An 18,962-nucleotide genomic window follows, 5' to 3' on the forward strand; every position below is an offset into this window, starting at 1 on the left:
CTCTTATCCACGAGGCCGTTATCAACGGCGCCCGGAAAAGTCAGGCTTGTAGGTGTATCGGTATTTCTATTCGGACAATTTCAGCGGGTCAACCTTCAGTAACCGCTGATACATCCCTCTCCACCTGATTTGCATCGCCGTTTTTCTCACCGTCTCCGTTATGACGTACACCACCTCTTCCAGTAACCGCCGTTTCGACGGACTCAGGAAACCGTAGTACCTCACCATACGGAACCCCTTATCCGCCACATGCCACGAGAACCTTTCCATGAACTCATCGCCACTCATCACCAGGTATTCTTCCCGTTTTGTGCGGTGGCTGTTGTAACGCAGACCAATTTCATCCTGACCGGCATAGTGTTCCAGACGGCTCATTGGCACCGGCGGCTTTTTCAGGTAAGAGCCAAAGTACACCGCCACATGCGTGGCGTTATCCATCACCCGGGATACGTTGACATTCCAGCCACGCCGGTAGTGGGTGGCCAGGAAGCGATTCCATTCCCGTCTGCCGCTTCCCTCTGCTGCCAGCTCAGCCGGTATCACCAGCTCCGGGTATTTCCGGGACAGTAATCGCGTTATCCGGTAATGCCACATGCGCATCACCTTACGGGCGTAAAAATGAAGGTTTTTCCAGGTGTGAGCTGACGTCACACCGCCGGCTGTTGTCGACAGGTGTATGTGCGGATGCCACTGCTGGTCTCGTCCCCATGTGTGGATTACCGTGAATATCCCCGGCTCCACGTCCGCCTGACGGCAGATTTCCAGTATCACATTCGCTGCGATACGGCTCATCTCTGCCAGCAACCACCAGTTGTGGAATATCAGGGACCAGTACTGGCAGGGAAGTGTGAACACAATATGCTGCCACGGGCAGTCGGGAACCAGACTCAGCAGATACTGTATCCACTGTGCGCCAGCCTTCACCCCGCAGTGCGGGCAGGAGCGACTTTTACACCGGAAGCAGACCTTTTTTGTGTGGCAACAGTCCGGTGAGGAACAACACCACTGTGTGTAACCCATCAGCGTGGTCCCGCACGCCATGATTTTTGTCACCGACTCAGTCACCACCGGACGCACAGACCCTTCCGGCTGCTTCTCCAGCCAGTTAAGCCAGCGGTTTCCCTGCTGAAAAATATCGGCAAAACGGGGAAGCATCAGAAGAGCGGGGTGACTCCGTCCGACCAGTGAACCGTGCCGCATTCCGGACAGTACATACCGCCGGCGCTGATACCGGCAAGAATGGTCGCAAACTCCCGCTCCGTGCAGCGGGCTATTTCCGGATACCCTTCGTCATCAACACGTACAAACCAGAAGACCAGCTTTTTGTTTCTCACATCCACAAAGAACGGAATATTCAGGTCTGCGCAGCATTCAACGGCATCGTCAAAACTATCAAAGCGCAGAACTTCTGCGTCTTCTTCGTCAAAGAAGTCATCGTCATGAAGCGTCACGACATAGCGGGGAAGTTTGCTTCGTTGTGGGGAAGGTTTTCGTTTACGGGGTTTAGCTGAACGGGCCATATAACCATCTGAAAGACAATGATATTGCCTGTTTTTATAACGGTAATCTCAGACCATGACAAGCCGCAGCCGCCAGGCTGCCTACTCGGTACCTGCGTCTTGCCTGAACCAGAAAGGCAAAGACACTCGTAGCGATAATACCACATTCAACGGTCACGGTATGCCGGATCCACTGTCGCAGATGAATTCGATAACCCCCTGGAGTTTCTTGAACGCTATCATTAATGCGGATGATGAAACAACAATTGGTGAAATTCGACCTTTTGCTGACGCCCTAGACGCTCTTGTTTACGTCCATCACAGGCTACAGCATTCTGAATGCTGTAGCCTGGAGGGAATTAATGCCCGGTAGGGCTAAGGTGAATACGGGCGGCTGATTCATCTTCTGCCCAGTAAATCCGTTCAGCCACTGTGGCTTCAGGGTTTAGCTGTACGTCGCGTAATACACGCTCTTTGAAGCGCAGATAACCACCTTTATCAATAAGATGTCCCATATGAAGGTAAACCGGTTCACCATCCAGCATTTCTTTTTCAAATTCGAACAGGTTTGATATGACCTGCCTGATGACATCCTCTGTAACCTGGTTCAGGAAAATTTTCCCTGCCCGTGGCGTTTTTTTACCGGTTCTGCCTCCCAGGCGGACCTGCCAGAACTCCTGCGGCTGACGCTGCCAGGCGAGGGTGGGGCAGGCCAGAACACATTCGCCGCACCCGATACAGAGCGATTCTTCCTTTGTGGCTTTTCCGTTCTTTAATGACAGACACCCCACGGCGTGGTGAGCACAGGCTTTCACACAGGCGCCACATCCAATGCAACGTTCTGCCGTAAAACGCATTCTGGCCACACCAATAATGCCAAAATCAGACATGGATGCTTTGGCACAGTCATTCGGGCACCCAGCAATGACGGTTTTCAGATGATAGGCGCTGGGATAAATCAGTTTTTCCAGCCGCCGGGATAAACCTGTGGTGTCGGTATTGGCTTTCTGGCAAATCCGGTTACCCTGGCAGGCGACAATGTTACGTCCGCCAATTGCCAGATATCCGGCTTTCGGATCATCAACCTGAACATCACACAGTTCCATTTCAATTTCGCGAATGAAAGGTTCCAGTGCGGCATTCACTTTGTCGATATCTTCGTAACGAATACCGGGCATGGCCAGTTTCTGGCGGGTGGTCAGATGGATCTGACCGTTACCCCAGGTTTCCGCAATCTCGCGTGCCACCGTCAGCAGGTGCGCGGGCAGAATGCCGCCGGGTATACGTACGCTTATCATGGCCTCACCACGGACTTTCGAAAGACGATATTCGTTGTTTGCCCGGGCCTTAATGATATCAATATCCACACTCATCATTTTTTCCTCAGTCTGCAAACTGACGGGCTACGGCATAGTTGAAAACCGGACCATCGACGCAGACATAGACATCCCCCATGCGGCAGTGACCGCATTTCCCCACTGCACAGGCCATCCGGCGTTCATAATCCACCCAGATTTGTTCCGGCTGCAGCCCTTTTTCCAGCAACATCTGTACGGTGAATTTAATCATCACGGGAGGACCAACAACAATCGCCTGCATGGTGCTGACATCTTCAAATGTCAGTGCTGCCAGATGGTCAGTGACCCGCCCGGTACGGTAACGTTCATCCGCCTCGCCTTCATCCAGGGTCAGAATGAGATTGTGGTGCCGGTGCCAGTTCGCCATCTCCTGCCTGTACAGCACACAGTCCCGGTTTCTGTAACCGAAAATCATGTCAAGCCGGTTGATTTCCTCTGGGTTTTCGACGAAATAGCGCATTAACCCTTTGACTGGTGCAACGCCGGTACCGCCGGCAATGACCACCAGAGATTTGTGGCGGAAGGCATCGACAGGATAGCCGTTACCATAGCAGCCACGCAGCCATACCCTGTCGCCCTCACGGAGGGTAAAAAGCGCGCCGGTCACTTTGCCGACATTGCGGATAAGCAGGTCTATCCAGCCCTCTCCGCAGTCAGAAACAGAAATGGGCGCCTCCCCGACGCATGGCAGGGAGACTTCGACAAACTGTCCCCAGCGGGCCGGAAAATCGACTTCCACACGGAAATTCCACTCCTGTGGTGTATGACGGGTGATGGAAATAATGCGGTATGCAGCAGGCAAAAGGCTGTGCTTTTCTTTATCGTGACAGGAACACGTTGACACAGGTTATGCCTCCCCGGAGAGTGCCTGCCGGACAGCGGCAGTCATTTTATTGATAATACGTGAGAATTTAATGTACTGCGGGCAACGGTCATCGCAGCGTCCGCAGCCCACGCACATATGCTCAGTACCATTGCGGGCTTTGTAATCATTGACTTTATGAAGTGCACGGTAACGTAAACGTTCTCCCGCAGACTGGCGAAAACGGTGACCGCCGGCCATATCGCTGAAACCCGGTACCATACAGCTGGCCCACTGGCGGCGGCGTTCACCGCGCTGAGGATTTTCGTCATAAGCCACATCAAAAACGCTGTAGCAGGTACAGGTCGGACACCCGGTTGTGCAGCGCCCGCATCCAATACAGCGGCTGTTGTACTCATCCCAGAGCGGATGATTGATAATAATGTCGCGAACGCTTTGGGGGGACTGACAAATTTTTTCAGGGAGGGTAACCTGCTCCGGGTTTTCGCTGACGAAGACAGGCTCATATTCCGTGCTCTGTCCCATTCCCTGTAAGGCTTCTTCAAAAAAAGCATCCCTGATAAAAACACTGGCGCCGTCATCACTGAAGCGCATTGCTGCACTGTAGTTATCGGTTTTATTGCTCCCCATTGAGACACAGAAACAGTTTTCAAAACTTTGCGGGCACTCAATCAGAACAAAACGAATATGGTCGCGCAGCCGCTGATAACTGTAATCAGAATTATTCCCGTTTGATAAATACATATAATCCAGCCGCGACATGGCATTAATGTCACAGGCGCGGGCAAATATCAGTACTGGTGTGGTATCCGTCTCCGCAATCTGGATAGTGTCTTTATTAAAATAAAAGAGCGTCTCTGTTATCGGTGAAATAACCGTACTGGGTGACATGTGGGATTTCTCCTGCCAGACCAGGTCATCCCACCCCCGGATTTGCTGATAAATAATGTTATCCGTATCAGCAAACCGCCCGCCGCGAAACTCGGCAGAAGGCGCCAGTACACGCCATTTTGTGCTCAGTCGCCGGATTAACAGACTGAACTCTTCAGGCGTAATTTTAACCGCCATCACATACTCCATTACATACTATAGGAAACCATAATTGAGAAAATAATTATTTTTCCACACTAATACTAATGAATTGATAGTAACAACGGAAAAAATAGATTATTGTTATCGCTATAATGAATAAGCGACGTAGAACAAGCATTCAACACTGAAAGTATAGATTGACTTTCCTGGTTTGGTTATCGACATTCTTAAGTTATAAATTGATGAACATAATGAGTTTTTAATCTTGTGCACTATATTTATCCCTTTAGGAACGGATAATATCCTGTGTAATAATTATTAGAAATTTCACTGTGATTTAATGCTCGTTTTAAATATCACGAAACTTTTCTGAGACTAAAGGGAATATGATTAATCAAATCCATGTTATTTAACCCTTTTACTTTTAACTAAAGTAAGTGTACTCGAGAGTGTCACAGGTATAACGCGAACTATAGTTAATATTAAAAAGATTATGTAATAAAGTCACACTGAAGTAATAGATGAAATAAATATTTACCAACTACCGCTATTTAGTGCGGACAGTACGCCTGACAGGCTGTATGATTTTTCCGTTTTTAATATTGAGTGGGATCTGTTGATAACACTCGTGCATTACTGCACGAATGTTATCAGTCATCATTTATTGGTCCTGTTCCAATTTTTATACCGTTTTTTTATCCCTGGAAACAGAAGTTATCAATATATTTTATTTCTGTGTGATATTTCTTACAACACCTCACAGAGATAATTATTCAGTTCATCTTTCGCCTGGTGGTAAACAGCTGAACTGTTCAACAAAAAACGATAAAAATGTGAGAGTTTTGCATCAGGTTTAGCCATGCTTTCAATGGTATCTAATGCTTCACTGATCTTTCTTGCTCTGTCTTCTTTACTTTTCTCTGTTCTGGCATCATGGAATTTGCTTAAAGCAGTGGAGAGCTCTTGTTCGAAAATACGAAAGCTGACAAGAATATCACTCCTGGCAGTAATAAGTCTGGGTGAGCTTAATCCGCAGACTTTAATTGTTCTTTCTGCAACTTCCTGGTAAGCCCCTTTTTTAGGTCTGATCATGATATCATTATAAGTGAAGTATTCATCAGGATCGTTATCATACGGATTAACAATAGGCAAATGATATGTATCATGATTGAGTTTTTGGTTATTACATGCTTTGCAGGCGTAGAGCAGATTTTCCCATTCAAATGTTTTTTCTGTGTACAACGATTTTGGATAAAAATGCTCCACCTCAGCGTAACCTGTTTCATCAGGTATGCCCTCGCAAAAAGCACATTTTCCATGTGTGCTGGCTTTCAGTGTCTGCTTGATATCTTCGTGCCGGTAGAACCGGAGGGCAGGTCCTTTTTCTTTGGCAGGAATTTTGTTATACCCGCCGTATTTATCAACCAGTGCCATTAAGTTCTTTGTCCAGGCGTTACAGTTATCCCTGAGGACCACCGGCGATGGTAAGCGATTCAGTTTTATCATCTGATAGCCTCCATACCTGCAATCCGGGTTTTAAGTACAATCAGGATACTGTCATCCGGATGACTGACAGATTCAAGTCGTGAATAATTACGCTTCAGTTCATCAATATCATTTTCTTCAATGTTTTTGTAACAGGCTTCAACAAGTTTTTCATACTCCTTGCTGTCGAGGCTGAGAACCCCCATTAATCCCGTCAGGATTAAATCCGTCGACCACCCTGAATATGTCTTATCCAGTGGACAGATATTATATTTATCTTTTTCATAAGACGGAGGAAGCAGAATGATTTCGTTTTTATTCGCAGAGGCCAGAAGGTGTGGAGAATGCGTTGTTACAATAAACTGCAATTGAGGAAACAAGGCTGATATACCGTTGCGGATGGTCAGTTGCCATTCCGGATGCAGATGGTTATCCAGTTCATCAATAAGTACAGTGCCTTCAGCATTTTTTACACACCTTTCACCTTCCGGCATGCAGGATTCTATCCACTCAAATATGGTTATTATTATGTATAAAATAGCCTGAAAACCAGAAGAAAGTTCTTCAAGGTAGCATTCTTTTTCATATATCGAAAAAACAGGCTCAAGATCCCGCCCGGTTCTGATGTATTTAAAATTACTGTTGAATGGGGCTATTTCAGGAAGTGTTTTGATGAGATGCTCCCAGTTTTCTTTTTCCTCAACAGCCCAGTCCTTATCGATTATAAAATATCGGTTAATCATCCATTGTTTAATATTTCTTTCAACTGAGTTGTAAAGATATTTGAGGGAGTTGTCACAATAATGATTCCGACTACCTGTTACATCTGTTTCCCTGGTCATTCCTGTAATGTTTTTATATGTTATTTTTCTCTGCGCACCAATAATCAATGGCGGCAGTTTCAATATGTTTCTAGCATTGTAGTAATCAATTGATTCACGTCCCTGCTCTCTTGGAGGTAAAATGTGGGAGATGAGAGCGTCTTTTCTGTAGCCTGCGGGACGAATGGAGCCAGCCCCTTTTCCCGGGCGAAATTTCCTTCCCTGTTCAGTTACATCAATCCAGTATTCACAGTTTTCGCCATGGCGTGAATATTCTGTGTTACTGTTGAGAGTATGTCCGATAGCCGCCAGGATCGATGTTTTCCCACAACCATTAGGTCCACTGATGAAGTTAAAGCCTCTGTTAAAATTAATGTTAACTTCGGGGAAATGCCTGAAATTTTTCAGATGGAGTTTTTCGATAATCATATGCTGAACACTTCAGTATCTGTATTTATTACATCTGTATAAATATTCGTACTGTCCGTGCTGCATGGGGTGTTATATGCAGGAGAAGGACAGAGAACGGGGATATTACAATATGCGTTGCCGGCAGTTCAATTTCTCTCCGGTGAATGATTACCATGAGTTCCGCAGGAACATGCTGGGGTCCGCTTGGAATTCGGAAAATAAACCACGTTAAGACTATTTTTTAGTCAAATAACTTTCAGGAATCGCCAGAATGGCGGGACAACAGCGGTTTTGGTGTCCGAAATCGTACAATTCTGTACATCTACGCAAGGAAATGTACGGAAGTAAGCCAAATGGTTATCGGACGGTCGGAACATTTCGTACAGCCTTTACGTTCAGTGAGTTAGCTGGCCTAGATGTAACCACTCGTTCAACTCAATTCTCTTAGCGTGGGAAAATTTCCGTTTTCCAAGCGGACCCCTGGCTGGATCAGGCACTGTAACCGGCACTGTTACAGTGCTAATCCTTATTAATCATGGCGTTAATCAACAACAGGCACTGTAACGGTGCCTGTTATGGTGCTGGATTGTGGCCGGATTTTCCCCTTACGGTGCTGCTTACAGTGCCTGATTTTATGGGGGGAGTGCTGCTTACGGTGCTGCGGTGCTGGATCCAGCACTGTGAGGCAGGCACCGTTACGGTGCTGCTTCTGGCCACCAGGAGGAGCCGGAAAAACGACGCCGGAGGACGAAAACATCCGAAAATAAGCCTTTGAGACACCGGACGCGCCCAAACCGATCGCCATTCAGTTTCATGCATAGTCATGCAACGCGCTGAAAACGTTCCTGACGCATTTTTCCGGTTTACCCCGGGTAAAACATCCCTTTTTACGGTTTTTGCGTCAGAAAGCGTCTGAGCGCGTTTTAACGGTGCGTACAATTAAGGGATTATGGTAAATCGTCCTTATCAGCGGCGCTAAGGTTGCCTGGTGAAGGGGTTTTCTCCTGCTTAAGACGCTTGCAAACTGCATATGCTGCAATTCCTGCAATACCTACAATGCCAGCAGCAATTGCTGCCTCAACGACGGGGTTGTCAGTTTTAATACCCCCTCCGCCAGGGATATCTATTTCTGTGAACTTCTTAATCAACTCATTGCTCATAAAACATCCTTCTGTTACGCGATTTTTATGATGATTATCATCATCATAACCTGAAGATTAATTTCTTTCTGGTATTATCTGGTGCAGTAATAACCACATCAGATATGAGGAAAAAGTATGTCACTGAAACAGTACACGGGGTTTGAGGCCCAACCGTACGAGATCGTACGCTAAGTTCATTTTTTGAGCAGAAGAGGTGAGTAAAGAAAACGAGGGTTTTGTTTACTCTTCCCGTCAATGCCAGTAGCCATGCGGTTTCAGGGACTTTCAGTGTTAATAAACTCGGTAATCAAATCAACGTAAACCTGCCTAACAACACCACGACTTTATTGACTTAAAATCATATAGTTAGCTTCTTAGCGTACGTTTCCGCTCCATTGGGCTTCAAACCCCATCAATTGAAGCTGCTGGCTACCAGCAGCCTGCAAAAAACACATAAGCTGGCCTGAAAGGAATACTTCACAATGAATATCATTGTGTTGGTAACCTGCTGTTATCGTGATGAAATTACCGCTCAATTTTTTCGGTTGACGCGGTCTGTTCCTGCATGGTTTTCATCTTTAGCTTTTGTTTTTCCCTTACTGCCAGCCAGCGTCTGGCATTCTGCGCATCGCATTCTGATACCTGACCTGCTGGTAGTCCATCCAGTCCATAACGAGGGATACCTGCGACAGCAGTACGCAGCAGATATACCTGTCGGGTGGTGATGCAGGATATTGCACAGGACCATTCATCCAGTGTCAGTTCTGTCTCAGGGTGTTCTGTCAGGAATGCGGCAAAATCATTGGTTATGCCAATTTTCAGTGGAAGAAATCCCCCGCTTTCTGCGCGAAGATGGGGAAACAGAGACTTAACTTTTTCCACGCAATTGTGAGTAAATTCATGAGTCCAATGAGGCTGGCGTGGAAAACGGCGTCTTTTCCTTTTTTTCTTACTGGCAGAAGCTTCAGAGGGATGAGTATCGACGGCAGGAGAACTGCTTCCCACAGATACTGGATCTTCCATCTTTACCGTCTCTGAACGTGCGATAACACCTGTTTTTTCAGATAAGGAAGGGGGTAAAAGAGTGCGACGTTTTTTCACCATAATGATGGGTGTTTTCTTTTCTTCCTGATATTTCCCCATAAAAACCTCTACGATATGTTCTTATATAATAATATATATCATATTTTCACAATTAACATAATATCTTCGTTAAGAAAATAACAGAATAAAATTTGTTGTTTTTTTATGACAGGCATGAAATGAGCCAGCATAATTATATTAATCATTATCCCAAATGAGTTTTTGTATTTGCTCATTCGGGATGGTTGGATATTTTAAGTTATATCTACTGTATCATTCTCAGGTAATCGTTCCATTAAATCAGAAACTACGGGCTGTAACCAGTCAGTGACTTCACTTACATACTGATCCCATTCGGGATGCCTGGAGGCCAGATCCATCACTCGTGTTAACCCGGACGGACGATCAATGCCCAATTTAGTTAAAATGTTCGAGATATAATTATGAGCATCAAGTTCAACTCTGATATCCCTTGCTGCTTCTATTATTTCTAAATATTCTCCACCCAATCCGTCCAGTGGGACATTTGTAATAAGATAATGAATGTATTGTTCAGGCTTAACTCCATTTGGGAGATTAAATTGTTTTACTTTTCCTTCCGCTGCCGCTTTTAACTCATAAGTTCGTGATTCTGTGCCGGTGAAAACTTTATCAAGAGCAGTTTTCTTTTCATTTTCTGTGGAGTATTTGTCGCCATCAAGAATATAAAGTTTATCAGATAGATTATCTCCACGAATAAGTGTACTGGCAAGTAGAGTGAATGCGTTTGAAGCTGCGCCAAATTTAAATATTTTCACATATCTGCTGGCCTTAAGTGAAGAACATATTTTATTTATTATTGCAACAGCAAGATCATCTTCCACATATATTTCAATGGGAGTTGTTGATTTACCTGTTAATCTATTTATAGCATCAGGTTTTGTTTCTTCAAATGAATAACTACGGCCTTGAATGTTTACGACGTGTCTTATATTTATCTTGTCTGATAAAGTGGTTACCATTTCTCTATGGGTAGTGAAGATGATTTGTTTATTTTTATCTTCGGCATGAGTTGATATGACGTCTATTAACTTTTTCAATGCTTCGTCATGCAACAGCAAATCTAATTCATCGATTAATATTAAGGCGTTCTTGTCCGCTTTTAATATTGTTTCCAGAATTAAAAATATCTTTTGCTCTCCTGCGCTCATACTTAATGATGAGTAGGCCAGTCCCTCTGACTCAACTCCAATCAATATTTTTCCATTGGGTTGTTGATGTTGATTGAAACTTGTATATGGTTTATTAAGTATATAGGAGGCGTAATGAAGAATGTTTGTTATTAAATCATTACTGACACTGCTGGTTTCATACTGAATATTATTCTTTTTTTCTGATTCTATTATAGGAACACATTTATCAATGCCAAGATAGTAAACTTCTCTTAAAGGACGACGAGCATAAATCTGAATCCATCGTGAGCCTCGAACATCAGCTTTTCCATAATTTTTTAATTCATTTTCAATCATTACACCATCTTTACGATAAGTTAAATTTACAATGAAGTCACTGCCGTTCCATTCAGCATGTGGACTGCGTGGAAAAAAATGCATTAACCGATGGTCTTCACCGGGGAAACCTTTTTCAGGCATGTATATGCTTGCTATAGCATGGAGTATTGTTGATTTTCCGCTTCCATTTGGACCTAAAATTGCGGTTAACGCATGAGGTTTAAAAATAATCTCGTTTAATCCATTTATACATTTTAGTTTGTTAATTTTAATGGAGTTCAAGACTTGACCAGTAATGGTTTTTTTCTTTTTTTCTGCCATTTTCAAATCCTAGCATTATGTTGGGGGAGTTCACCATGTAATTCAGAAACATATAACTGTGAACAGGGGATATATCAAATCCTTTTAATATTCTATTTGGCACAGTATTCTACATCAGGCCTCTTTTATGCTACAGACTTTTTGAGATGTCTGTAATTTTAGACTTAATGTTATGACTGATCATATCTCCTATCCACTGGTGGCGCAGGAAAGTTAACCGGCTGCCACCATAGAATGATGTGTAAACCGTGCACAGGCGTGTTCTTACGGAGCGGCACTTTCATTTATCTGTACGCGAACCTCCATTCCGGCATCATGACAGGCCTGCAGCCACTGCGCCACTTCCAGCGGATCGCCCTCCCGGCGTACCACCCTGCCTTCTTTATTCCATAACTGCAGACAGGTGCTGCCGTCGAGACGCACCACAAAATCCCCACGGCAGGCCTGATACGTCATGCCGTTCAGCTCCACCGCCAGATCAGTGGCAGAAGTGCCTTCTGCGGGTAGACCTGCGGCCGGGACCAGCGGTAGTACGACGACTTCTGCCGCACGCTGTTCTGCCCGGAGGCGGTCCTGTTCTGCCTGCAGCAGAGGCTGTGCCACGGCCCGGCCGACGTCCGTCAGCTCGACAGCCAGCTGCAGATTCGGGGCGCGCAGGGTACGCAGCCAGCCGGCATCCTCCAGACGACGGCAGGACGCGCGCAGGTTTGGCCCGTAGACCGGGGCTTCCCCGCTTCGCTCCAGCACCCGTTCCAGGTCCCGCGTCAGCACGGGGCCCGGCCGTTTTTCATCAAGCGCAGCCAGCACAATCAGCACTCTCCGCTGCAGTGGCGACGGTCGGCGGCTCTGGGTCATTACCTGTCATCCTCCGGCCAGATGAGCTTTCTGAGGCGCTGAAAGTCGGCGTCAATGAGCTCCTGTCTCCTTATGGCATTCATTGAGGCATAGCCATTTATGGCCAGTTCATGCCAGAAGATCAGCACGGCTCCGGCTTTGGCTGACTCGCAGAGATAAATCGCGCCCTGGCTGTCCAGATTGCATTCCCGGATGCGTCGTTCCGCAAACCGGGTCAGTTGTTCATAGCTGAGTGAAAACGTCATTTCCTGATCCATCCTGCACGCTCCATCTGATAATGTTCTGACAGGTAAAAATCATATCCTGTTTGATTTGTGTGCTATTGATTATTGATAATATCAGATATTATTTCATAATTAATGATAAAAATCATATCTGATATGATTATATGTGTATTGTTTATTATCATATTATTTGCGTCTTTTCTGCCGCGCAGATCCGGTTTCCGGCTAAGTCGGATCGACCTAATCTTTGTTTCTGATATGAACACCTCGGAGAGGTGTAAGCAATGGTATAAACGAAATGTATTATGTATCTGCATCACAGCATGCGGGCACATTTTGCGGAAGGATATGAATCCCCCCGGAATAACTGGCAAAGGACAGATAAATGGACATTGAAATACGCCACTGCAATAACATCGTACGAGCACATATCACCCTCACTGCCGATAAACTGAACATTAAGTTTGCGCCAAATGGTACTGGAAAAAGTACGCTGTCACGGGCCATAAGCTGTGCGGCGCGGGACGACATTCAGGGACTACAGGCACTGATGCCCTTCCGGCTGCGCGGAGAAAACCCCGATAGCACCGGGCCCATTGTCATCGGTGCTGACGGGATTGGGGACGTGATGTGCTTCAACGAGGAGTACGTCAGTCAGTTTACGTTCCAACCGGACGAGCTCATCAGTGATAGCTTTAATATTCTTATCCGCAATCAAGCCCATGCGGAAAGAGAGCGTGAAATAGAAGAAATGACGCAAAAGATCCGGGCTGTTTTCACGGATCACACTGAGCTGAACTCTCTGATAGACCATCTACAGGAACTCAGTAATGCTTTCAGATCAACCAGTTCCGGGATTTCACGTTCTTCAACCGGCATGAGAGGTCTGTCAGGCGGAAATAAAATACACCACATTCCGGCTGGTCTTGAGAACTATCAACCCTACATCCGCAGTGAACGCCGCGTGGAATGGATTGACTGGCAGACAAAGGGACTCGAGTTTTCGCCCCTTTCGGATGGCTGCTGTCCGTTCTGTACCGGTGATATCACGGGAAAGGAAGCACAAATTCGCCAAGTCAGAGAGGAATACGATAAATCCACCATTAAAAACCTGACCGCTATCATCAGACTGGTGGAAAACCTCGGTAATTACCTGACGGAGAGCGCCAGAGAACGCCTTCTGGCCATTACTATGCTTCAGAACGGTCCGGAAGCCGAACATATCGAGTACCTAGTGGCGTTGAAACGCCAGACCGATACTCTGACAGAGAAACTCACTGCGCTGAGAGGCCTGAATGTTTTCAGCCTGCAGGAACAGCAGAACGTTCGGGAGGTGCTCACTGCCAGGTTGATTGACCTGCAGTTCTTCCCTGATCTGCAATCCGAACTCATGCAGGGGATCACCGACAGACTGAACGCGGCCCTTATGGACCTGATAAACCTTGCCGGACCGCTGCAGGGAAAAATTAACCGGCACCGGGACAGCATGATCCGGCTGATCGCACAGCACAAAACAAACATCAATAATTTCCTCACTTATGCAGGCTATAAATACAGGGTGGATATAGCCGGCGAGGGAGAGCAGAGAAAACTCAGGCTACGACACATAGATTTTGACGGGTACGTCAGCGGCGGTAGCCAGCATCTCAGCTATGGAGAACGGAACGCCTTTGCGATTGTGTTATTCATGTATGAATGCCTGTCAAAAAACCCGGGACTGATTATCCTTGATGATCCCATATCTTCTTTTGATAAAAACAAGAAGTTTGCCATTCTTGAAATGCTGTTCAGACGTGCAAGTGGTGAATGCCTGAAGAACCGGACTGTACTTATGCTGACGCATGACGTGGAGCCTGTGATTGACACGCTGAAGTCAGTCAGAAGGTTGTTCAGTAATCAGGTGACCGCCTCCTGCCTGCGCCTGTCTGCTGGAGTCATAGAAGAATTACCTGTTAACGACGGCGATATCATGACATTCATGCAGATCTGCAAATCCATCACCGCGTCAGCAGACTGTGAGGAGATCATTAAGCTCATCTATCTTCGTCGCTACTTTGAAATCGTTGACGAACGTGGTGATGCTTATCAGCTTCTATCCAATCTATTCCATCGACGCGTCGTCCCGCTGGATTATCGCGAGCCTGCCGCTGCGGGCTCGGGCTATCCCAAAATGGCTCCTGAGAAAATTCAGCAGGCCTTGCGGGATATCCGGGAGTATGTGGACAGTTTTGATTACCCGCGACTTCAGGCTCTCGTCAGCAGCCCAGATGAAATAAAAAACCTGTACCGTCGCTGTCGTAACGGCTATGAAAAACTGCAGGTATTCCGTTTACTGGAACTGGATCAGGACCATCCGGTAATACGAAAATTCGTTAACGAAACGTACCACATTGAAAATGAGTTCATCTGTCAACTAGATCCGTCCAGATTCGATCTCATCCCGGAGTACGTGATTATGGAATGTGACAAGCTCATCGCCCTGCCACCGGCAGCAAACCAGAGCTCGGTTGCCCGTATCGCTTGAGCCACTGTTTTTGCCGCCGGAAGATAGGCTTTAGCACCCTGATAGTCTGATCTTCGAAGATACCCTACAGTTTAGGACCGCTTACTGTAGATATCTGTTAAAACAGCCCGTATACGGGCTGTTTCTTGGTGCCCTTATCTCCTGACTTTGAAAAGAGTGTCTTACTTCACCCAGTCTTCCAGCACCAGGTCAGGCACTCGCTCAAATTCTCTTGTATTATTCGTTACCAGTATCGCCCCGGCGGCGATGGCGTGCCCGGCAATCGCCGTGTCGTTCGGGCCGATCGGCGTCCCGGCCAGCCGCAGTGCCACTTTAATCTTCGTGGTGGCGTCTACTGCGGCGCGATCCCAGGGCAGGATGGCATCGAGGCGGGCGCAGAATTCATCGACCAGTTGGACGTGACGTGGTGAGGCCTTTGGGCCGGTAGCCCCGAAGCGCATTTCAGAGTAGGTGATGGCCGAGACCACTATACGGTGGCCGCGTAGCACCGCCTGCTCCAGACGCTTCAGGACGGCTTCTGGCTGTTCACGCATGATGAACGAGCAGATACAGGTATCAAGCATATAAGTCTTGTTCACAGGTTAAATCGCCCTTCGTCGCTGACAACATCCTCGCGCTCCGCCATAAAATCTGGATCGGCTTTTTCGTACTCTAGGAATGATCCCCAGGTTGGCCGGACGGGGCGCAGGATGATGCTGTCCCCTTCCCGGACGATCTCGAGCTCGCTCACCCCCTCAAAATCCAGATCACGAGGCAGACGGATGGCGCGGTTGTTGCCATTTTTAAATATCGATACGGTTCTCATGTTTTTTCTCTCCCGAGCATATGGATATGTGAAACATATCCGGAATATTCAAAGCACCGGGTGCGTGCATATGTTTAGTATAGGCAGATGTGTGGCATATGTATAGCGGTAGCATATGTAGATGTCAGGCATATGTTTAGCATATCTCTATTTCTTTCTTTTTTATCGGAGATCCGAAAAAAGGTTAAGTCTGATCTTAATGAAATTACATGGAATTTGAGTGATATCCCTTACCCCACATCTCCAACGTGCTATCTATAAAGGTTGATACATCTCACTTAGTCCGGAGGTTGTTATGAGCGTCAAAATCACAGGTTTAGACAAAATGCAGAAACAGCTAAAAGAGGTTGAGAGAGCAACAGAGGCATTAAACGGAAGTTATGATGTCCACTTCGATGCTAACGATCCTGTCAGCATTGAGAACGCGATTCAGGAAGCCTATTCCATGGTGTACGAACGCGCTTCTGGTTATGCCACTAATCCGATGGTCAGCCCATTAATCGAACACATGAAAGAAAATCTGCGCCAACAGATTCTGGACAGAGCAGAACAACAAAGACAGGAGAGCGGGCAGGATGGCAATTGATATCTTTCAGTCACTTAAAAATTGCGTATTCGACCTTCAGCGCGCTGACGTTCAGAACTATCAGCAACCTCTTAAGCAATTGGCCCGGCTCTTGAACTCAGAGAATCTGCAGTCAGTTAATGCACATCTGACCCGCAATGTTGAACTTGATACCTTTCTGGCCAGGAGTGAAGATACTGAATCCAGCATGGCTGGTTCCGCTGTTCTACAGTGGCCTGATGAGCCCGCTGATATTTTGGGCCTGAAGTTGCTGCTGATCGAGAAAATGGCAGACGATAACAATTTTTCCTTTAATTTCTGTCATACATTTTTCTATGATTGAAACATTATTGAATCCATTCGAAAATTCACGTCGTCATTAGTTGCCCCGTTCGTGCGCGATTACCAGTTGTATGTGGAAAACCAACACGATCCTGAGCCTGCAGTGTTTCGGCCGGTTTCCCGAAAAATTTTTATTGTTCATGGCCATGATAATGATGCCCTTCAGTCTGTTGCCCGTTTTATATCCCGGATAGGTCTTGAGGAAATCATTCTTTCAGAACGTCCTGACGGCTCCAGGACGATTATCGAGAAATTTGAAGCAGAGTCAGGGGATGTCAGTTTTGCCATCGTGTTGATGACGCCCGACGATAGCGGCAGTGCTCTGGCATCTGAAAGCACACGTCTCCGCGCACGCCAGAATGTCCTGTATGAGCTCGGATATTTCGCCGGGAAGCTTGGACGCGGGAAAGTACTTGTACTCAGGAAGGGAGATATCGAAATCCCTTCAGATCTTGCCGGGGTTCTCTATACCGAGCTTGATGAGCATGGTGGATGGAAACGCAAACTGCTGAGTGAGCTTGCGTATGCCGGTGTTCCTTTTGACAAGGATAAAGCATTAAGCGCCTGATCTCCTTCATTTAGTAAGAAAAAGGCCGCTAAGCGGCCTTAATTTTTGGTCAGTCGTCATTTTCCAGCGCTGTTTTGAGCGCTTCCTGCTCCGGAGTCAGCTCGTTGCCGGACAGCATAACCTTCAACTTCTCTTCGACTGCTGGCCAGTCATCAAAGAACGGACTGACCTGGTCACGCGCAATCCGGCGATATGCCCCTCGGTGGGAGCTGAAGACACTGGTCTGTAATCGTATCAACAGGTTAACAAGGCCTTCATCAGTGGTAGTAACTTCTCTGACCCATTGCTTCACGGTTTCACCTGAACTCATGTCTCTCCAGGCGTAGAGATACCCGAGAAGAGACTTGCGCAGGAGAAGCTGTTGCTGAAGTTCTGGTTGATTCATACGTTCCGCAAACCTGTCACGCAACCGTTCCGTAATATCGCGACTGAAAAGAGCGTCTGAAGGCGAAGGTACTGCATTCTGAGCAAGTCCATGTTCCCAGATAAGATCCCGCATAAAATCGGCTATCCAGAACGGCGAAGCACCCGTAACGATCAGTTTTTCCATAAGCGTGATCGTTCTGGTCTCATCAATATCCTGCATATGCTTCAGCAGATGCCGTACAACCTGTCAACGCCACGATTTTTAACCGTTATTTGCCATTTTCATGCCCGCTAAGATACTTTCGTTACTGGCCGGAATGGAACGCTGGCAGTGGCAGGATATGCCATTCTGGCAGGTTATCGCGGAAGCCAGTCTGGCAGCCAGAGAGGCCGGTCATGCTGTCCGTGAGATGGAGCGGTGGATGGTGCCGAACAAACTCCGGGAGGCGGCGTGATGCGGCAACAATCACACGGATTGCCCGTGAACTGGCTGAACGACCAGATTATTTTCAGGGAAAGTGAGTGTGGTCAGCGTGCAGGGATATGGGCTATGATGTGCCCGGCGCTTGAGGCTTTCTGCCTCATGACGTGAAGGTGGTTTGTTGCCGTGTTGTGTGGCAGAAAGAAGATAGCCCCGTAGTAAGTTAATTTTCATTAACCACCACGAGGCATCCCTATGTCTAGTCCACATCAGGATAGCCTCTTACCGCGCTTTGCGCAAGGAGAAGAAGGCCATGAAACTACCACGAAGTTCCCTTGTCTGGTGTGTGTTGATCGTGTGTCTCACACTGTTGATATTCACTTATCTGACACGAAAATCGCTGTGCGAGATTCGTTACAGAGACGGACAAGGGAGGTGGCGGCTTTCATGGCTTACGAATCCGGTAAGTAGCAACCTGGAGGCGGGCGCAGACCCGCCTTTTCAGGGCTGATGCTGGTCTGACTGCACTGAAGCGCCTTTATAAAGGGGCTGCTGGTTCGCCGGTAGCCCCTTTCTCCTTGCTGATGTTGTACGGGCATGAACAACCTGACTTCAGGAAGGCCGTTTCCCTTCGGGAACGGGGATGAACGCGCGCCTGCGGCGCCCGTTCTTCTCCCCCGCCTTCTCTGTTTATGGCCAGTTGTCAGAAATGACATTACCTTTCCCGTGATTATTCTCTTTTTCTTCCTACTCTGATTCTGACTACTGCAGTGTTGTCCTGTCTGCCGGGTCGGGTAGCAGCGGCACATTGCTGCGCCGCCGCCCCC

Annotated in this window: 19 protein-coding genes and 4 pseudogenes; 7 read left to right on the forward strand and 16 right to left on the reverse strand. The window is 47.0% G+C overall.

Annotation, left to right across the window (positions count from 1 at the left end):
* Positions 1 to 78: 78 nt before the first annotated feature.
* From FQZ95_RS21815 to FQZ95_RS21865, 12 genes and pseudogenes are all read right to left on the reverse strand, one after another.
* Positions 79 to 1,155, reverse strand: a pseudogene (locus FQZ95_RS21815) (IS91 family transposase); the annotation flags it as partial.
* Positions 1,155 to 1,520: a transposase gene (locus tag FQZ95_RS21820; protein ID WP_097509755.1), complete on the reverse strand. Its 366-nt coding sequence runs from the start codon at positions 1,518 to 1,520 to the stop codon at positions 1,155 to 1,157. The pseudogene FQZ95_RS21815 and the gene FQZ95_RS21820, both read right to left, overlap by 1 nt.
* 338 nt (positions 1,521 to 1,858) lie before the next feature.
* Positions 1,859 to 2,872, reverse strand: a complete 1,014-nt coding sequence (gene asrC, locus FQZ95_RS21825) for a sulfite reductase subunit C (RefSeq protein WP_097311487.1) — start codon at positions 2,870 to 2,872, stop codon at positions 1,859 to 1,861.
* Between the two features lie 10 nt (positions 2,873 to 2,882).
* Entirely contained in the window at positions 2,883 to 3,701 is an 819-nt protein-coding gene (asrB, locus tag FQZ95_RS21830) for an anaerobic sulfite reductase subunit AsrB (RefSeq protein WP_089638390.1), read from the reverse strand.
* Between the two features lie 3 nt (positions 3,702 to 3,704).
* Positions 3,705 to 4,748, reverse strand: coding sequence for an anaerobic sulfite reductase subunit AsrA (asrA, locus tag FQZ95_RS21835; protein ID WP_097311486.1), 1,044 nt, complete (start codon positions 4,746 to 4,748; stop codon positions 3,705 to 3,707).
* 711 nt (positions 4,749 to 5,459) lie between these two features.
* Entirely contained in the window at positions 5,460 to 6,218 is a 759-nt protein-coding gene (locus FQZ95_RS21840) for a retron system putative HNH endonuclease (protein WP_000593837.1), read from the reverse strand.
* The gene (locus FQZ95_RS21845; RefSeq protein WP_097311485.1) at positions 6,215 to 7,447 is read right to left on the reverse strand and encodes an AAA family ATPase; all 1,233 of its coding nucleotides are present in this window, start codon (positions 7,445 to 7,447) and stop codon (positions 6,215 to 6,217) included. The genes FQZ95_RS21840 and FQZ95_RS21845 overlap by 4 nt, the downstream gene beginning before the upstream one ends.
* A 929-nt stretch (positions 7,448 to 8,376) precedes the next feature.
* Positions 8,377 to 8,589 (reverse strand): hypothetical protein, encoded by a 213-nt coding sequence (locus FQZ95_RS26200; RefSeq protein WP_000064130.1) that lies wholly within the window; start codon positions 8,587 to 8,589, stop codon positions 8,377 to 8,379.
* Between the two features lie 507 nt (positions 8,590 to 9,096).
* Entirely contained in the window at positions 9,097 to 9,714 is a 618-nt protein-coding gene (locus FQZ95_RS21850) for a ProQ/FINO family protein (protein ID WP_000521605.1), read from the reverse strand.
* A gap of 194 nt (positions 9,715 to 9,908) precedes the next feature.
* Positions 9,909 to 11,465, reverse strand: a complete 1,557-nt coding sequence (locus FQZ95_RS21855) for an AAA family ATPase (RefSeq protein ID WP_000818360.1) — start codon at positions 11,463 to 11,465, stop codon at positions 9,909 to 9,911.
* 264 nt (positions 11,466 to 11,729) lie between these two features.
* Complete coding sequence (locus FQZ95_RS21860; RefSeq protein ID WP_097311483.1) at positions 11,730 to 12,320, reverse strand: hypothetical protein; 591 nt, start codon at positions 12,318 to 12,320, stop codon at positions 11,730 to 11,732.
* A complete protein-coding gene (locus FQZ95_RS21865; RefSeq protein ID WP_000371891.1) occupies positions 12,320 to 12,577 on the reverse strand; it encodes a hypothetical protein in 258 nt (85 codons plus the stop codon). The genes FQZ95_RS21860 and FQZ95_RS21865 overlap by 1 nt, the downstream gene beginning before the upstream one ends.
* 352 nt (positions 12,578 to 12,929) lie before the next feature.
* Here FQZ95_RS21865 and FQZ95_RS21870 point away from each other — a divergent pair, with 352 nt between their 5' ends.
* Positions 12,930 to 15,068, forward strand: coding sequence for an AAA family ATPase (locus FQZ95_RS21870; RefSeq protein ID WP_000350638.1), 2,139 nt, complete (start codon positions 12,930 to 12,932; stop codon positions 15,066 to 15,068).
* A gap of 161 nt (positions 15,069 to 15,229) precedes the next feature.
* Here FQZ95_RS21870 and FQZ95_RS21875 read toward each other — a convergent pair whose 3' ends face one another.
* Positions 15,230 to 15,646 carry a type II toxin-antitoxin system VapC family toxin gene (locus tag FQZ95_RS21875; RefSeq protein WP_001044768.1) on the reverse strand — a complete coding sequence of 139 codons (417 nt, stop codon included), beginning with the start codon at positions 15,644 to 15,646 and terminating at the stop codon, positions 15,230 to 15,232.
* Positions 15,643 to 15,873 (reverse strand): type II toxin-antitoxin system VapB family antitoxin, encoded by a 231-nt coding sequence (gene vapB / locus FQZ95_RS21880; RefSeq protein WP_001261287.1) that lies wholly within the window; start codon positions 15,871 to 15,873, stop codon positions 15,643 to 15,645. Before vapB ends, FQZ95_RS21875 begins: the two co-directional genes overlap by 4 nt.
* A 295-nt stretch (positions 15,874 to 16,168) precedes the next feature.
* On the opposite strand from vapB, the gene FQZ95_RS21885 reads away from it, so the two are divergent.
* From FQZ95_RS21885 to FQZ95_RS26580, 3 genes are all read left to right on the forward strand, one after another.
* Positions 16,169 to 16,459 carry a hypothetical protein gene (locus FQZ95_RS21885; RefSeq protein ID WP_000111771.1) on the forward strand — a complete coding sequence of 97 codons (291 nt, stop codon included), beginning with the start codon at positions 16,169 to 16,171 and terminating at the stop codon, positions 16,457 to 16,459.
* Complete coding sequence (locus FQZ95_RS26575) at positions 16,449 to 16,781, forward strand: hypothetical protein (protein ID WP_237428044.1); 333 nt, start codon at positions 16,449 to 16,451, stop codon at positions 16,779 to 16,781. Before FQZ95_RS21885 ends, FQZ95_RS26575 begins: the two co-directional genes overlap by 11 nt.
* A 72-nt stretch (positions 16,782 to 16,853) precedes the next feature.
* Positions 16,854 to 17,348, forward strand: coding sequence for a TIR domain-containing protein (locus FQZ95_RS26580; protein ID WP_248698453.1), 495 nt, complete (start codon positions 16,854 to 16,856; stop codon positions 17,346 to 17,348).
* Between the two features lie 49 nt (positions 17,349 to 17,397).
* Here FQZ95_RS26580 and FQZ95_RS21895 read toward each other — a convergent pair whose 3' ends face one another.
* Positions 17,398 to 17,934 (reverse strand): hypothetical protein, encoded by a 537-nt coding sequence (locus FQZ95_RS21895; RefSeq protein ID WP_057699103.1) that lies wholly within the window; start codon positions 17,932 to 17,934, stop codon positions 17,398 to 17,400.
* An 88-nt stretch (positions 17,935 to 18,022) separates the two neighbouring features.
* On the opposite strand from FQZ95_RS21895, the pseudogene FQZ95_RS21900 reads away from it, so the two are divergent.
* A pseudogene (locus tag FQZ95_RS21900) lies at positions 18,023 to 18,236 on the forward strand (hypothetical protein); the annotation flags it as partial.
* On the opposite strand, the gene FQZ95_RS21905 reads toward FQZ95_RS21900, so the two are convergent.
* Positions 18,181 to 18,369: a protein sok gene (locus tag FQZ95_RS21905; protein WP_123002541.1), complete on the reverse strand. Its 189-nt coding sequence runs from the start codon at positions 18,367 to 18,369 to the stop codon at positions 18,181 to 18,183. The pseudogene FQZ95_RS21900 and the gene FQZ95_RS21905 sit on opposite strands and share 56 nt — an antisense overlap.
* 21 nt (positions 18,370 to 18,390) lie before the next feature.
* On the opposite strand from FQZ95_RS21905, the pseudogene mok reads away from it, so the two are divergent.
* Positions 18,391 to 18,507 (forward strand): annotated as a pseudogene (mok, locus tag FQZ95_RS26585) (plasmid maintenance protein Mok); the annotation flags it as partial.
* A pseudogene (locus FQZ95_RS26590) lies at positions 18,482 to 18,606 on the forward strand (type I toxin-antitoxin system Hok family toxin). The pseudogenes mok and FQZ95_RS26590, both read left to right, overlap by 26 nt.
* The last annotated feature ends 356 nt before the right edge of the window (positions 18,607 to 18,962 follow it).

This window comes from Escherichia sp. HH41S (assembly GCF_009820115.1).
GTDB classification, from domain to species: domain Bacteria; phylum Pseudomonadota; class Gammaproteobacteria; order Enterobacterales; family Enterobacteriaceae; genus Escherichia; species Escherichia coli_F.

Excerpts from the sequence above, each read along its gene's own strand:
- FQZ95_RS21820 (WP_097509755.1), bottom strand. The coding sequence starts at position 1,520 with ATGGCCCGTTCAGCTAAACCCCGTAAACGAAAACCTTCCCCACAACGA.
- asrC (WP_097311487.1), bottom strand. The coding sequence starts at position 2,872 with ATGAGTGTGGATATTGATATCATTAAGGCCCGGGCAAACAACGAATAT.
- asrA (WP_097311486.1), bottom strand. The coding sequence starts at position 4,748 with ATGGCGGTTAAAATTACGCCTGAAGAGTTCAGTCTGTTAATCCGGCGA.
- FQZ95_RS21840 (WP_000593837.1), bottom strand. The coding sequence starts at position 6,218 with ATGATAAAACTGAATCGCTTACCATCGCCGGTGGTCCTCAGGGATAAC.
- FQZ95_RS21845 (WP_097311485.1), bottom strand. The coding sequence starts at position 7,447 with ATGATTATCGAAAAACTCCATCTGAAAAATTTCAGGCATTTCCCCGAA.
- FQZ95_RS26200 (WP_000064130.1), bottom strand. The coding sequence starts at position 8,589 with ATGAGCAATGAGTTGATTAAGAAGTTCACAGAAATAGATATCCCTGGC.
- FQZ95_RS21850 (WP_000521605.1), bottom strand. The coding sequence starts at position 9,714 with ATGGGGAAATATCAGGAAGAAAAGAAAACACCCATCATTATGGTGAAA.
- FQZ95_RS21855 (WP_000818360.1), bottom strand. The coding sequence starts at position 11,465 with ATGGCAGAAAAAAAGAAAAAAACCATTACTGGTCAAGTCTTGAACTCC.
- FQZ95_RS21860 (WP_097311483.1), bottom strand. The coding sequence starts at position 12,320 with ATGACCCAGAGCCGCCGACCGTCGCCACTGCAGCGGAGAGTGCTGATT.
- FQZ95_RS21865 (WP_000371891.1), bottom strand. The coding sequence starts at position 12,577 with ATGGATCAGGAAATGACGTTTTCACTCAGCTATGAACAACTGACCCGG.
- FQZ95_RS21870 (WP_000350638.1), top strand. The coding sequence starts at position 12,930 with ATGGACATTGAAATACGCCACTGCAATAACATCGTACGAGCACATATC.
- vapB (WP_001261287.1), bottom strand. The coding sequence starts at position 15,873 with ATGAGAACCGTATCGATATTTAAAAATGGCAACAACCGCGCCATCCGT.
- FQZ95_RS21885 (WP_000111771.1), top strand. The coding sequence starts at position 16,169 with ATGAGCGTCAAAATCACAGGTTTAGACAAAATGCAGAAACAGCTAAAA.
- FQZ95_RS26575 (WP_237428044.1), top strand. The coding sequence starts at position 16,449 with ATGGCAATTGATATCTTTCAGTCACTTAAAAATTGCGTATTCGACCTT.
- FQZ95_RS21895 (WP_057699103.1), bottom strand. The coding sequence starts at position 17,934 with ATGCAGGATATTGATGAGACCAGAACGATCACGCTTATGGAAAAACTG.
- FQZ95_RS21905 (WP_123002541.1), bottom strand. The coding sequence starts at position 18,369 with ATGAAAATTAACTTACTACGGGGCTATCTTCTTTCTGCCACACAACAC.